Here is a 13,330-nt window from a genome sequence, read left to right as displayed (position 1 = left end):
GGCGGTGGCGTAGGCGGCCTCGACGAGCGGGGCGGCCAGCGGGCGGCCGGCGTCGCGGGTGACGTGGTACGGCTTGAGCTGCCAGGCGCCGATCGTCAGGGGCGGCTGGGCCTGGACGTGCTTGTGGTGGAATGCCATACGGGGAACGTAGAGCGGACCGGCTGACATCCTGTGTCAGTCGTAGGGGAACGGGGGCACTTGCCGTGCGGGCGAGCCGACTGCTGTCGATCGTGCTGCTGTTGCAGAGCCGGGGACTGATGACCGCGGCCGCGCTGGCCGAGGAACTGGAGTGTCGATCAGGACGGTCTACCGCGACATCGAGGCACTGTCCGCCTCGGGCGTGCCGGTCTACGGCGAGGGCGGCCGCGACGGCGGGTACCGGCTGCTGGACGGCTACCGCACGCGGCTGATCGGGCTGACCCCGTGCGAGGCCGAGACGCTCTTCCTGCTGGCACTGCCCGGCCCGGCCGCGGACCTCGGGCTGACCTCCTACGCCGCGTCCGCCCAGCTCAAGATCGCCGCCGCGCTGCCCGCCGCGCTGCCCGCCGCGGTGGGCGACCACGCGGCGCGCATCGGCGCCCGGTTCCTGATCGACGGCGAATCCTGGCGCCCAGCCGCACCCGGCAGCGGGCAACTCCCGTTCCTCGCGCAGGCGGTGAAGGACGAGCAGGCGGTCGGGTGCGGTTCCGGGACCCCGGTGCCGACGCGGACAAGGTGTAGTCGCTGTCCCCGTACGGGATGGTCCTGGACGCGGGCGCCTGGCACCTCGTGGCGGCCCGGACACCGGGCGACGAGCCCGGCGTACTCCCGGTGGGCCCCCGGACGGGGCCCGGCACGTGGGTTGATCAGCCCTGCTGGGCGGCCTTGACCTTGTCGAGCTGGGCCTTAACCCACTTCCGGTCCGGCAATCGAGGTGTCGGCGAGGGCCGAGTCGGCCACCAGGGTGAAGGTGTCGCCAGTGCGGACGGCCGGGGACAGTAGTCCAGGCCTGCGGCGCGGTCGCCGGCGGCATGCCGGCCTTGGCGACCCGGCCGTGGCAGTAACTGCTGTCCACCGGGAATTCGGGCACCTGGAGGATCGCGCGCGTGCTGCCGGGCGTCGATGCGCGGCCACTCGAGGACATCGCGGCACTGGCTCGCCCGCTGATGCCCGCCGTCTTCCAGCCGTCCCGCTTGGAGGCGCCGGTGCCGGACGCCCGGGCCGTTGCTGTCACCGTCGACCCGGGCCCCTCCGATGGGTCGCTCCCGCAGGCGTGAAGGCGGTCGTCGCGGCCGGCGGAAAGCTGCGGTCATGCGGCGTGTTCGACGTACTCGAAGGTGACTCCACCAGGGTGACGCACGATGGCGTTGCGTCCGGTCGGCACCTGGTTGGGGCCGGAGAGGATTTCGCCTCCGTGGGTATCGACGAGTTCCTGCAGGCCGTCGAGGTTGTCGACGAGCACGGTGCTCTGCACGTCTCGGAACGGCGCGAGGGCCTCATCGGTGCCGGCGACGACGAGGAAGCCCCCGATGCCTGCCACCTCGACGCCGCTGTACGGGAACCGCATGCGGGTGTCCTCGCCCGTCAGTTCGCGCAGGGCGGGCAGCGCCCGGTCCATGTCGTCCACATAAAGCCGGGCCAGCGTGGCCAGTGTCTTCATCGTTCCACCCCTCAAAGATCAATTCGACTTTCTCGAACTGTCGAACTGTGGGGCATCATAGGCCGAGATCCCCAGGAGGAGGAAACGCATGCGCCCGCTGCCCCAGCCCCAGCTCGACGACGTCGAGATGGCGACCGTGCTGCACGCCCTCGGCGACCCCGTGCGACTGGAACTACTGAGGCGCCTGGCCGCGGACGGCGAGTCCACGTGCAGCCCGGAGGGCATCGCCGTGCCCCGCTCGACCCTGTCGAACCACTGGCGCATCCTGCGCGAGGCCGGCGTCATCTCCGTCCGCACGAGCGGCAAGACCCGGCTGGTCACGCTGCGCCGCGACGAACTCGACACCCGCTTCCCCCGCCTGCTCGACGCCGTGCTGGACGAACCCGCCCACGCGACAGCGTGACCCTCATGGACGAGAGTTGATCAGGAGCGGAGCCAGAGGCGGATCGCGGCGAGGGTGACCGCGCCGTGAAAGACGTAGCCCCTCTTTACTGACTTCGGCACGTCAGGGTGAACCGTCCAGAATCGCCTGACGGGCCCGTTGTGGTGGCTGTGTCCGATGGTGTGTGAGATATGCGGATGGGGGCGGTCTGACCGCCGCGGGACGGCTGCGCCGGGAGACGGTGCGGATGCAGGCGGCCGAGCTGTTCGAGCAGGAGGTCAAGCCGCCGGAGGTGGCCCGGCGTCTGCGGGTGAGTCCGAAGTCGGCTTACATCTGTTCCTGGTCGGCCTGGCTGGCTCCGGCGTCGCGGGCGTCGTAGAGGCGGCGGGCGACGTTGCCGGGCATCATATGGCTGATCATGCCGGGCGCGGGTCGTCGGTGGAGCCGCCGGCGGCGGTGTAGCCGAAGGTGGCGGACAGGTGGAGGGTGAAGCCGTTCTGTTCGGCGGCCTTGCGGACGCGCTCCTTGACCTTGGGCTGCCACTTATGCCGGACCTTGGTCTCGATGGCTTTGGCGGCGGCGGGTTTGGGGGCTGCCTGGCCCTTGAGCCAGCGCTGCACGGTGCGCTGGGAGACGCCGAGGTCAGCGCCGAGCTGTACGCCGACGAGCACTGGGCGACGGCGGGCAACCGGCACAAGGTCGGGATGAAGCTCAAGCAGGCCGCCCGCCCGGACGGCTCCGAGGCACCGACGGCCTGACTGGCATCGTCCGGTCTTCGTCCCCGGGCCTACAGGTGCGGGCCGACGCGCAGCGTGATCCGGCCCGGCGAGCCCGGCTGCTGGTCGGGTCGCCCGGGGTATCGCGCCCCGGGCGATGGCGCCGTGGCCGGGTTTCAGCGCTGGGTGATCTGGAGCAGTTGCTGCTTGGTCCATCCGTCGCCAGTCGGGGTCAGCGCGGTGATCCGGTCGTTGGCGAGGTCGACGAGAAGCCTCGGCTTGGCTGCCTCTTCGAGAAGGAGGACCTGGGGGTTCCCGTTGGTCTCCACGACGGTGCTCGCGCCGCATTGCAACAGGTGGTCGCGGAAACGGTTGACCGCCGTGGTGGCGTCGGCCAGGCGGAGTTTGAGGATCTGCTGGGTGAGGCCCTGGCCGGCACCACCTCCGGTGATGGTCGACTTGATCCAGGTGTCCACACCGGCCGCGCGCACACGTGCGGCGTTCAGGTCGTCGGATGCGCTCCACGGGAACTGTGCCGGGTCGCATGAGGTCGAGGGCGCGGCAGGGGCCTGCGGGCAGCCCGCAGACAGGGTGAGGGAGGCCTCGGAGCGCGTGTACGGGGCCGTGGACCAGACGCTCTCGGGGTGGAGCAGGTCTCCGTCCGGTGCGTGGTACTCGGCCGAGCACGCGATGGCCTGGGTGGTGGCGGGCTTTGCCCCGCCGGCGGGGTCGTCGTTGTCGCACGCGACGAGGACGGTGAGGGCTGCCAGGGTGACGAGTGCGGCCGGTGCGGTGCGGTGGTTCATCGGTCTCCCCGTGACGGGTTCGGGCATCGGTGGTGGTTGGTACGGCCCGAATGCGGCCGCACCCCGCACACGGGGTCATCAGGCGTTGTAGACCTCGGAGTAGCGCTCCGGTGCGGTGGCAGTGCCCCAGGACGTGCTGGTCTGACAGTTGCTGTAGGTGTGGACGATGCGGACGCCGAACCGGCGGTTGATGATGCCGTCGTTGTAGCGGACGGTCGTCCATGCCGGAACGTTCACCGTGAACGTATCCGTACTCGAGACCGTCGCCGACGCGGTCACGGATAGGCCGAGCGTGGCCTGGATCTCGGTCACCAGGACGTTTCCGCTCACCGAAACCTCGGCGCTGACGGTGGCGCTCAGCGTGCCGGTGTTGGTCCTGGCGATGGCACGGCTGATCGAGGCGCCTGAGTTGTTCGACACGGTGCCGCTGTCGTGGGTGCTCCAGTCCCAGCCGGTCTGCTCGTAGTAGCGGTTCGTCACCGGCTCGCAGTAAACACTGCTCTGGCCCGGGTCCACCCCGGTCGCGCTCGCCGGAGCAGCCCCCACGACCCCGGCCAGGACCGCACCCGCGAACACGCCGGCAACAGCCTTCTTCATCATCAAAATTTCCCCTCCCGATTTCCGCCCCTGGTTGGGGCGGACACATAGGACCCTAGGCAGCCGGGGATGCTCCGAGGGCAAAACTTGAGGAGCTTCTGAGATTGACATGCCAAGTAGCGTTCCGCCCTCCGTTTCAGTCACGGGGGATGCCGGTGACCGTGAACCCTCCGGGCGGGCACAATCGACCCAGGCACAGGCGAGAAAACGGCGGCCCGCACCAGGGGACGTCGTGGTACGCGAGACCTACATCGCGAGCGTCCCCCAGCGGCTCCCGGCGCTGCCAGCAGGCGCGGGCGGCGCGTCACTGTGACCGAAACCGGCTTCGGCGAGGAACCCGGCACCGCGCAGGGCCGGGCCCGGACGGGTGCCTGGTCGGGGCGTGGCGGGCGCTGGTGGCCCTCTCGGCGACGGGTGAAAACTGACCGCTGAACGGCGGATCAACGGTGACCCACCTCGCGATCGTCTGATCATCCTGATCTTCATTGAGGGTCAGGAGGAGAGGGTGATTTCCGTGGAGGACTGGGCTGAGATCCGCCGGCTGCACCGGGCGGAGCACATGCCGATCCGGGGGATCGCCCGGCACCTGGGTATCTCGAAGAACACGGTGAAACGGGCCCTGCCCACCGACCGGCCGCCGGTCTACCAGCGGCCGCTGAAGGGCTCGGCGGTGGACGCCGTGGAACCCGCAGTTGCTCAAGCAGACCCCCACGATGCCCGCCACCGTGATCGCCGAGCGCATCGGCTGGGAGCGCGGGATGACCATCCTCAAGGAGCGCGTGCGCGAACTGCGTCCCGCCTACCTGCCGGTCGACCCGGTCTCGCGGACCGTCTACCAGCCCGGTGAGCTCGCCCAGTGCGACCTGTGGTTCCCACCGGTCGACATCCCGCTCGGTTACGGCCAGTCGGGCCGCCCACCGGTGCTCGTGATCGTCTCCGGCTACTCGCGCGTGATCACCGCCCGGATGCTGCCCTCGCGGAGCACCGGTGATCTCATCGACGGACACTGGCGCCTGCTCTCCAATTGGGGAGCTGTCCCCAAGACGCTGGTCTGGGACAACGAAACCGGCGTCGGCAAGGGCAGGCTGACCAGCGAGTTCGCCGCGTTCGCCGGCCTGCTCGCCACCCGGGTGCACCTCTGCCGGCCCCGTGACCCGGAGTACGCGAGGCGGCTCAGGCCGTGGCGGGTCAGGACCCGGTGGACGGTTGAGGGTGCCAGTCCGAGGATCGGGCCGATCCGGGCGGGGCCGAGCTTGCGCTCGCGCCGCAGCCCGCAGATCGCACTCTCGGTCGAGGCCGTGTGCGGTGCGGTGTCGAGTGCGGTCGGCTGGAGCGGTCGTGCAGGCCCGCCTCGCCCTCCTGGCGCCACCGGCGGACCCACTTGTGGGCGGTGGCCCGGGAGATGCCCATCTCGGCGGCCACATGAGCCACCGGCCGGCCGGACCGGACCCGCTCGACCAGCAGCCGCCTACCGTGCACGGTCAGCCGGGCATTACGGTGTGACACGAAGACCTCCGTGTGTGGTGTGGAGCCTAGACACCTCCACCACACCGGAGGTCTTCGCCATGATCAAGCCCTACGGCCGTCAACAACGCTCGTGGTCAATACACCTAGGGCGCGGGTCCGCGCGGGCCCGCCGTCAGCGGAAACGACCCCGCCGCTCGAGTCCTGCTCCTGAAGCCGGCCGTCCCTGCGAGCGCCGCCTCTGCCCGGTCGACCGGCTGTGGCGGTGTGGGTCACGGGCTGAGTTTGGTGATCAGGTGCGTGAGTGCTTTTCCGGAGAGGTGGCGGCGGTGGGAGAGCTCGTTCCTGGCTTCACGCAGGGTGAGCAGGGTGGAGGTCTGCGGCGGGGTAAAGGCGAGGTGAGCGTTTGTCTTCGCCGAGTACAGGGCGCCGAGTTCGAGGGCCTGAAGCCGGGCGTCGAGGGGGGCGGATCCGCCAACGGTCCGGTCGGTGGCGTACATGCTGAGCAGTTGCTGGGGGGTGCAGCTCGCGGTGGGCAGGACCTGGGTGACCAGGGCGTCGCGGGCGTCGTCGATGAGCGGCAGGAGGGTGCGGCTCTGTGCCACCCACAGGAGCCTGTTCAGTTCGGTGTCGCCGCCTGGGGTGCACAGTTCGGCGGGGTGGGTGCGCAGTTGGCCTTCCCAGGCGTCGATGGTGCCGTTGTTCCAGCGCAGACGCAGGGCGTCGGGGGGTTGGTGGGCGTGCGCGCCGGTTCGGCGGGCGGGGGTGCGTTGTGCGGGCAGTACGAGGGGGCCTGGTGAGCACAGGGCGGTGAGGGTGGCGCGGAGGGTTTCGGGTTGCCCGTCCCAGCGGGCGGCGAGGGCTGCGGCGAGATCGAGGTAGGGGCCGCAGACTTCCACGATGGTGGCCTGGGTGAGGGCTTCGCCGATGCGGGTGCGGCCGGTGTCGCTGTGGGTGACGGTGCGGGCGGGCAGGGGCCGGTTGACGGCGGTGACGGAGGCGGTGTCGACGCGGCCGAGTGCTCCCCACCACCAGTGGACGGCCACGTCTGTGCGGGCGAGGTCGTCGGGGGCGGTGGCGGGCAGGCGGTCGGTGGTGGCGACGACGAGGAGTTTGGGGCGCTGCTCGGGTGCCAGACCGAGTGCTTTAGCGGTGGCGGGCAGGCGCTGCAGCAACCGGGCGAGGTCGTCGGGGTCGTCGTCGCTGGCGGCGTGGAGGACATAGGTACAGCCGTCGGCGTGGTGGGCGCTTAGGCGCCGGTAGACGTCGTCGGTGGGGTCGCTGTCGGCGGGGCGTGGGGGCAGGAGGCTCTCGAGTCGGGCTTCGAGGCTTTTGATGCGGTCGGGCGCGTGGCGGGGCCGGGGTGGGGCGGGTGCGGGGGATAAGGCGGCGGCGTCGCCGAAGGCGGCGGTCATGGCGTCGAGGAGGAAGGTGTCGTCGAGGTCGAGCTGCGGCGGCTGACCGGACCACAGGGGCGCGACGGGCTCGTCGTTCGGGTGCGCGGGATCGGGTGCTGGCAGGGCGCCGGGGGCAGGGATGCGCTTGTGGGGGGTGTGGTCGCTGAGGGCGGCGCGCAGCAGGTCGTCGCCGGTGGCGCTGGCACAGGTGGGGAGGATGAGCAGGCAGGAGTGGCCGGCGGCGAGGTCCTCGGCGATGCGCCGGGCCAGGTGGCGCACGCCCGGCAGTGCGGTCAGGTCGTGGGTGGCGGGTGCGGTGGCGTGGGGGCGGCTGGTGGTCACGCGCCGTCCGTGAGGGTGGCCAGTGCGCGGAAGGTGACGGGGTCGAGGGCGATGCCCTGGGGGTGCTCGTCGAGGACGCCGAGGCCGGTCAAGCGGGCGACGAGGTCGAGGATTCGGGATTCGGGCACGCCGATGATGCTGGCGATCCGGGCGGGGGTGTCGGGCTCGGGCTCGTCGAGGAGCTGGGTCCAGCCGGTCAGGAGCCGGGCGAGGTCCGCGTCGAGGCCGATGCGCCGCAGGTGGCCGCGGCTCCACTCGAGGCTTTCCGTCAGCGCCCGGACCTTCTCCAGGGCGGTTTCCAGCGGGGTGCCGGTGCGGGTGACCTGGTGGACGGTCATCTCGACGAGGCTGGGCCACCCACCGGTGGCCTCGACGAGCTGCCGGCGCTGCTGGGGGGTGTCGAACGGGCACTCCGGCCAGGCGCGCAGGCTGTCGGCGCTCCAGCGCTGCGGCCGGATCGCGTTGCCGATAACGTCGTTGCGGCCCAGTGCGGCGTCCGGGTGGACCAGCACGACGGCGCGGCGGGCGCCGGCGCCGGGCCCTTGCGTACCGCCTGCGGCGCCCAGGAGCTCTAGCGCCGCGCTCAGCTCGTCCTGGTCCCGGCCCCGCAGGTCCACCAGGAGCAGCTGGTCGTCCTGCTGCGGCGCGGCGAGGAGCTTCGCGTGGTTCGCGCCGCTCGCACGGACCACGACCGTGTTCCGCGCCGCCGCATAGGCCTCCACCGCGCTCACCACAAGGGCGGGTTCGAAGATGTCGCTCACGGACACGGCGCTCACCCCGGGCCCGGTGACGGCGGACAGCTGCTCCTCCGTCAGCGGGCTGTAGCGCTGGATGGCGGACCGGCCCTCGCCGACCATGCGGCGCGAGAACCTGGGGTTGTACTCGTAGGGGAGACGGAATTCGGTCTCCGTCAGCTCCAGTTCCAGCGCCTCCGGGGTCCCGAGCATGCTGACCACGTTGGGGCTGCGCACTGCGTACGACGGGTCGTCGCCGGGCTGGCGCACCAGCAGACCCAGGCCGACCATCTCCTGCAGGTAGATCTGCATCTGGCTGGCCGTCAGCTCGCGGAAGCCCTCGGGCCAGCGCTCGCGCGCCTCCTGGAGCAGCTCGGCGGGGCCGTAGCTGTTACGGTAGCCGTCCTCGAGGCTGCGCAGGGCGATCACGAGCGCCAGGACCCGGTAGCGGTCCTCCAGGTTGATCGTGATCCGCATGCGGTCCGCGATCTGGGCCCGCACGTGCGCGGAGGCGCTGACGCTGCGCAGGTCCGCCTCGGTCACCACGATCGGCCAGGTGGTGTCCTCCACCGGAGCGGAGCGGAGCGCGGAGACGAGCTGCTCGCAGAAGATCTGCACCAGCGACGCGAGGAAGTTCGTCGCGGCCAGCACCCTCCACACCAGCTCCGGGCGCTCGAAGACGAACCCGAGTGCGGCCATCGGCTCGACCACCAGGCGCTGCGCCTCGGCCGGGCTGAGCGGGCCGACGAGGACGTCGGGGCCGCCGTGGACGAGCGGCACGTTGGACAGGTGGCTGAAGCGCTGGACCTGGTGCAGGCCGGCGAAGACGACCTTGAAGCGGCGCTCCGTACTCTCCATGAGCCGCTTGAGGCGCAGCACGTTGGGGAAGGTGCCCTCGCCGCCGAGGCCGTTCACGGAACGCGAGTCGGCGGTGAGGAACGCGTCGGACTCGTCAAGCAGGACCAGCAGCCGGCGCTCCGGGTCGCCGGCGAGCCAGCGCTCGATGTGGCCGACGACCACATCTGGCGCGTCGTCGGGACGCTTGGCCCTGTCCGGCAGCACGCCGACGCGGCGCAGTTCTGCGGCCAACACCGGCCACAGGCGCTCGGCGGGCTCGGCCTGGCCGACGCCGTAGGCATTGAGGTCGAGGTAGACGGCCTTGTGGCGCTCGGTGGGGTAGGTCGCCTCGACGCGGCGCAGCAGAGCGGACTTGCCCAGTTGGCGGCCGCCGTAGAGGAACAGCCCGCCCAGCGGGTCGACGACCTGGGTCATCTCCTCGCGCCGGCCGTAGAACACCTCGGGCGGCACCAGGCCGGCGACGAACGGCGTGTAGGTGTTGAACGCGCTCCAGGGCAGGGTGACGCGCTGGGTGGCGCGGAAACTGCGCGGGTAGCGGGCGGCGATCCAGCCGATGACGGCGGGATCGACGACCAGGGCCTGGCGCATGCCGGTGCGGGCCCGGGCGACCAGGGCGCGCCGCGCGGCCAGGTCCATGGGGTACAGGTACAGGATGATCGTGGCGGTGCTGTCGTTGTCGTCGAGCAGGTCCAGGACGGTGCGCCCGACCTGCCGGTCGGAGACGATGACGACGTTGTAGCGGCCCTGGGCGCGCGAGCCGAGGGAGGCGACGTAGCCGGGGCGGGACTCGGTGACCCCGGCGGCGCGCAGGGTGGCGCGGATCTGACCCAGGGCGCCGTCGGCGTGGGCGAGTCGGGAGGGCTCCGCCTCCAGGCCGAGCAGCCGCAGCACCCGCGGCAGGTGCCGCTGCCACTCCTGGTTGCGGGTTGAAGAGTCGCACAGCGCCTCCCACGCCTCCAGCGCGGGCTGCACGCCCTCCGTCAGCTCGCTCCCGCCCGCGTAGTGCCGCGCCCAGGGACGGGCGCTGTAGCCCTGCTGGAGACGGCCGTCCTTGGGGTCGAGGCCCAGGCCGGTGGAGAACGCGGCCAGGTCCGCCCCCCAGTCCACGGTGCCCCAGTCGGGCAGCGGCTCACCGTGCTTGATCAGCGCCAGGTACTCCTCGGCGGTGGCGGTGTCGTGCAGCTCCAGGAGCTTGTCCACCTCCGCGCGCGTCGCCTCGTCAAGGTCGAGAGCGGCGAACTCCTCGTGGAGCTTGACCGCGTAGGCGCGCACCGCGGTGTGCATCCGCTCGGTCAGGGCGCCGATGTCCTCGATCGCCGGCCGGTACGCCCCGGCCGGACGGGGCTGCTCCAGGCGGGCGAGTTCGCCGGTGAGCTCGCGCTCGGTGGCGGGGTCCAGGGTCCGCTGGATGCGCAGCTCGGCCAGCAGCCCGGACGCGGCGGCGTGGTCGGCGCGCAGGCGCGCGCTCCACTCGCCATGGGCGGTGTCGATCGCCGCGGCGAGGTCGTGCGCGGGCAGCGTGTCGGAGGGCACCGCGGGAACGGCGCCCTGCGCGACGGCTGCGGCCAGGGCCTCGGCGAGGTGGACGTCGCCGAGGGCGCAGTGGGCCAGGGCGGTGACGTGCGCGTCGACGTCGTCGAGCAGCGGGAGCAGCGCGGCGGCGAATCCGGGCGCGTCGGGGTCGGGGCTGCCGTCCGGGTGGCGCGGCAGGCCGGTCAGGGCGAGCAGGGGCCGGCTGTCGGGCCGGTAGTCGCCGAGATCCTCGGGCAGGCCGTCCGCCCGGGCGGTGAACTGGTGCTCGCGGACGGGGGCGTCGCCGCGGAGCCACTGGCACAGCAGTTCCAACAGGGTGCCCTCCACACCGGGCAGTGGCTGGGCGGCCGAAGCGGCCGCGAGCGCCGAGCGCAGGGTCGCCGCGACGTCGAGCCGCGTGCCGGCCTGGGACGCCGCGATGTTGCGTGCCTGGTCGAGAAGGTCGCTGACGCTGGTGATCGCCCGCAGCAGCGACCGGCGCGCCTTGGCCTCGATGGGCTCGCGGGCCTGCCTAGGGTTGCGCACCAGCAGGTCGGCGTCGATGATCAGCCGGTCCGGCTCCAGCCAGGGGACCGCGGCGGCGGCGTCCTCGAGGGCGCCAGCGGCGGCTGCTCCATCCGCCCAGTCCGCGATCACCTGCAGGGTGCGGCCCAGCGGCTGGTCGGCGGCCGCGAGACGGGCCAGCACCTGGGTGGCCCGCTCGTAGCTGGTCCGGCGCCGGGGAAGGTCGGCCAGCAGCTCGCGGGCCAGGTCGCCAATCTGCTCCCGCGTCACCCCGGGGCTGGTGTGGACGAGCCAGCCCGGGGCCGGGCTGACCCGCTGGCAGTGCCGCACGGTGTTCACCGCGGCGTCGACGAACGCGGTCCAGTCCTCCGGCATGCCTGCGGCGTAGTCGGGCTGGTTGAGGATGTCGTTGGGCCAGCCCGCCGCGAGCCCGGCCCGCAGGGACGCGACCAGGGCAGCGATCTGCGCGCCCCGGTCGTCGCGGAACTCGGCCGCGGTGCGGTTGAAAGCGGACAGCACTGCGGTGCCGGACGGCTCGCTGGCGCACGCGAACGCCGCCTCCACGAACGCCATCGTCTCGGCACGCAGATCCGACTCGTCAGACCCTCGCGTGAACCAGTACGCCTCGGCCAGGCGCCGCTGGGAGATCAGGTCGGCCACCGGACCCGCCCCACCGCCGCTGCCGGACCACGGCAGGACCACCGGACGGGCGATGTCCCGCTCGGGCTGCTGGGTCGCCGCTCCGCTCTCGGCGGGCCCGAACGCCCCGTCCGCCGCGGCGCCGTCGACCGCCCCGGTCTGCGGGGCGGCCTCCCCGCTGGGCAGAGTGTCGGTTGCGGGTTCCGAAGCTGCACCAGCGTCCGCAGCGCCGGCCGCGGCACGCGCGTCGTCGCCAGCAGAGGGCGCTTCGTCCACCGGCCCGTCGGCGCTCTCAGCGGCCGGTGCGCTCTGCGTCCCGTCGCTGACCGCCAGCCTCTCGCCGCACGGCACCTCCGCCTGGGGGGCGAGCCCGGACAGCTCCTCCACCACTCCCACGCCCGCCGAGTCCGCCACATCCGCCATGTCTTTCGAGGACGCTGGGTGGTGAGCAGGGGCGTTCGGGGGAGCGGCCTGTGCCGGCACGACGCCCAGCGCCGCCAGCTGCTCGAGATAGTTGTCGCGGACCATCACGAGGGCCGCTCTGGCCTCCTCGTCGTCCTCGTCCGCCAGCAGCGCGTCGTACTTCGCGACGCGTCCGCTCAGGTCCGCGAGCCGCTGCTTGCGCAGCTCGGCCTCCCGCTGGGCCGACTCGACTATGGCCACCTCGCGGTCGAAGTCCTCGAACGTCCAGTCCTCGGACCCCGCAGCCGCATGTCCGACGATCTCGGCGAGCCGGCCCACCAGCACGCCCAGGGCCTCGTTGTGCGAGGCGAGAGCATGCGCCACATCGACCCGGACGGGCCGACCGGACTCAACCCTCTCAGCCGCCGCCCGCAGTGCGGCCGCAGTGTCGGCTGCCGTCCGCCGTAGCGCTGCCACATCGCCAGCGAGATCCCCTGCGGTCTCCACACGCACCCCTTCGTCACACCCCACGCGCTGGCGGCCCGCACCTGACATGCCAACAAAATCGCCCCAGTATCGCCAAGTTGTACCTGCGGACGTGCACCTTTTGACGATTCGCGCACGCTAGCAGCTCCCCGCCGGCGACGTGCCGAACTTCCGCGAACGTAGATCCTCGCCAACCACGCCGCGACCGTGGCCGAGTGTCACGAGCACGCCACCACCGTCGCCGAGCTCTACCGAGCCGCCTACGCGGCGGTGAACGCGTGACCTGGAGCTGGGAATACGTCCCCAGCGAGCAGCACGTCACCGTCAGCGCCCCGGCCGACTTCCTTGCCGTCGTCGAGCAACGGGCCGCCGAACTCGTCCGCGCTGCTGGGGTGCTCTACCTGGACGGCGCCTCCTACCAGGGCAGCGGCGAGCCGATGCGCTACCTCGACGTTGCCGGCGGCCTGCTCGCCTACTACGTCGTCCCGCGTCTGGAGCTTGTCGTCGTGTGCCAGCTCACGCCGCCCGTGTGACCCGGTAGGTCCTGCCACGACGACCAATGGCCGGGCCCTTCACGCTCGTCGACGTGAAGGGCCCGGCCATCAGCCTACGCACGCTTTTCAGCCCTCATACAGATTCCGCCCCCCTCTCGGCCCGGGAACCACGACCCTGGATAGAGGCAGGGGCGCCGATGGACCTCGCAGCCGGGCTGGACCATGCCGAGCACCGGGTCCCACCCGTCGAACCTGGCGGGTCGTGGAGCCGGCGCTGGGAAGCCGCAATCGGCGTGGCGCTGGCCCACCTCGTGGCGGCCACCGGCAACCGACCCGT

The 13,330-nt window shown here is 72.0% G+C and carries 9 protein-coding genes and 3 pseudogenes; 5 read left to right on the top strand and 7 right to left on the bottom strand.

All coding sequences use genetic code 11. The features are described from left to right. The first annotated feature begins 289 nt into the window (after positions 1-289). Entirely contained in the window at positions 290-868 is a 579-nt protein-coding gene (locus PUR71_RS07310; RefSeq protein ID WP_329925522.1) for a helix-turn-helix transcriptional regulator, read from the top strand. A gap of 420 nt (positions 869-1,288) precedes the next feature. On the opposite strand, the gene PUR71_RS07305 is transcribed toward PUR71_RS07310, so the two are convergent. Beyond that, positions 1,289-1,639, bottom strand: coding sequence for a VOC family protein (locus PUR71_RS07305; RefSeq protein WP_329925521.1), 351 nt, complete (start codon positions 1,637-1,639; stop codon positions 1,289-1,291). Between the two features lie 88 nt (positions 1,640-1,727). Between PUR71_RS07305 and PUR71_RS07300 the strand changes: the two genes are divergently transcribed. Together PUR71_RS07300 and PUR71_RS41160 are read left to right on the top strand one after the other, a co-directional pair. Further along, on the top strand, positions 1,728-2,042 hold the full coding sequence (locus PUR71_RS07300; protein WP_329925520.1) for an ArsR/SmtB family transcription factor: 315 nt from the start codon (positions 1,728-1,730) through the stop codon (positions 2,040-2,042). A 163-nt stretch (positions 2,043-2,205) separates the two neighbouring features. After that, positions 2,206-2,370, top strand: a pseudogene (locus PUR71_RS41160) (helix-turn-helix domain-containing protein); the annotation flags it as partial. A 67-nt stretch (positions 2,371-2,437) separates the two neighbouring features. On the opposite strand, the gene PUR71_RS07295 reads toward PUR71_RS41160, so the two are convergent. The 3 genes from PUR71_RS07295 to PUR71_RS07285 form a co-directional block, all read right to left on the bottom strand. Further along, entirely contained in the window at positions 2,438-2,692 is a 255-nt protein-coding gene (locus PUR71_RS07295; protein WP_329925519.1) for a helix-turn-helix domain-containing protein, read from the bottom strand. A 221-nt stretch (positions 2,693-2,913) separates the two neighbouring features. Beyond that, positions 2,914-3,543, bottom strand: coding sequence for a hypothetical protein (locus PUR71_RS07290; protein WP_329925518.1), 630 nt, complete (start codon positions 3,541-3,543; stop codon positions 2,914-2,916). Between the two features lie 78 nt (positions 3,544-3,621). Beyond that, positions 3,622-4,140, bottom strand: coding sequence for a hypothetical protein (locus PUR71_RS07285; RefSeq protein WP_329925517.1), 519 nt, complete (start codon positions 4,138-4,140; stop codon positions 3,622-3,624). Positions 4,141-4,645: 505 nt separating this feature from the next. Between PUR71_RS07285 and PUR71_RS07280 the strand changes: the two are divergent. After that, a pseudogene (locus tag PUR71_RS07280) lies at positions 4,646-5,300 on the top strand (DDE-type integrase/transposase/recombinase); the annotation flags it as partial. Here the strand turns inward: PUR71_RS07280 and PUR71_RS07275 are convergent. The 3 genes and pseudogenes from PUR71_RS07275 to PUR71_RS07265 form a co-directional block, all read right to left on the bottom strand. Further along, positions 5,300-5,646 (bottom strand): annotated as a pseudogene (locus tag PUR71_RS07275) (helix-turn-helix domain-containing protein); the annotation flags it as partial. The pseudogenes PUR71_RS07280 and PUR71_RS07275 overlap by 1 nt on opposite strands. 230 nt (positions 5,647-5,876) lie before the next feature. Further along, complete coding sequence (locus PUR71_RS07270) at positions 5,877-7,343, bottom strand: hypothetical protein (RefSeq protein WP_329925516.1); 1,467 nt, start codon at positions 7,341-7,343, stop codon at positions 5,877-5,879. Then, entirely contained in the window at positions 7,340-12,397 is a 5,058-nt protein-coding gene (locus PUR71_RS07265; protein WP_329925515.1) for a hypothetical protein, read from the bottom strand. Before PUR71_RS07265 ends, PUR71_RS07270 begins: the two co-directional genes overlap by 4 nt. A gap of 380 nt (positions 12,398-12,777) precedes the next feature. Between PUR71_RS07265 and PUR71_RS07260 the strand changes: the two genes are divergently transcribed. Then, on the top strand, positions 12,778-13,032 hold the full coding sequence (locus PUR71_RS07260; RefSeq protein ID WP_329925514.1) for a hypothetical protein: 255 nt from the start codon (positions 12,778-12,780) through the stop codon (positions 13,030-13,032). Positions 13,033-13,330: the final 298 nt, after the last annotated feature.

Origin of the sequence: Streptomyces sp. SP17BM10 (assembly GCF_036322405.1) — a bacterium.
In the GTDB taxonomy this organism is placed as follows: Bacteria; Actinomycetota; Actinomycetes; order Streptomycetales; family Streptomycetaceae; genus Kitasatospora.
This window is presented reverse-complemented; position numbering and strand designations above follow the sequence as displayed.

What these genes read in the sequence shown, in the direction of transcription:
- PUR71_RS07305 (WP_329925521.1), bottom strand. Translation starts at nt 1,639, where the DNA reads ATGAAGACACTGGCCACGCTGGCCCGGCTTTATGTGGACGACATGGAC.
- PUR71_RS07300 (WP_329925520.1), top strand. Translation starts at nt 1,728, where the DNA reads ATGCGCCCGCTGCCCCAGCCCCAGCTCGACGACGTCGAGATGGCGACC.
- PUR71_RS07290 (WP_329925518.1), bottom strand. Translation starts at nt 3,543, where the DNA reads ATGAACCACCGCACCGCACCGGCCGCACTCGTCACCCTGGCAGCCCTC.
- PUR71_RS07285 (WP_329925517.1), bottom strand. Translation starts at nt 4,140, where the DNA reads ATGAAGAAGGCTGTTGCCGGCGTGTTCGCGGGTGCGGTCCTGGCCGGG.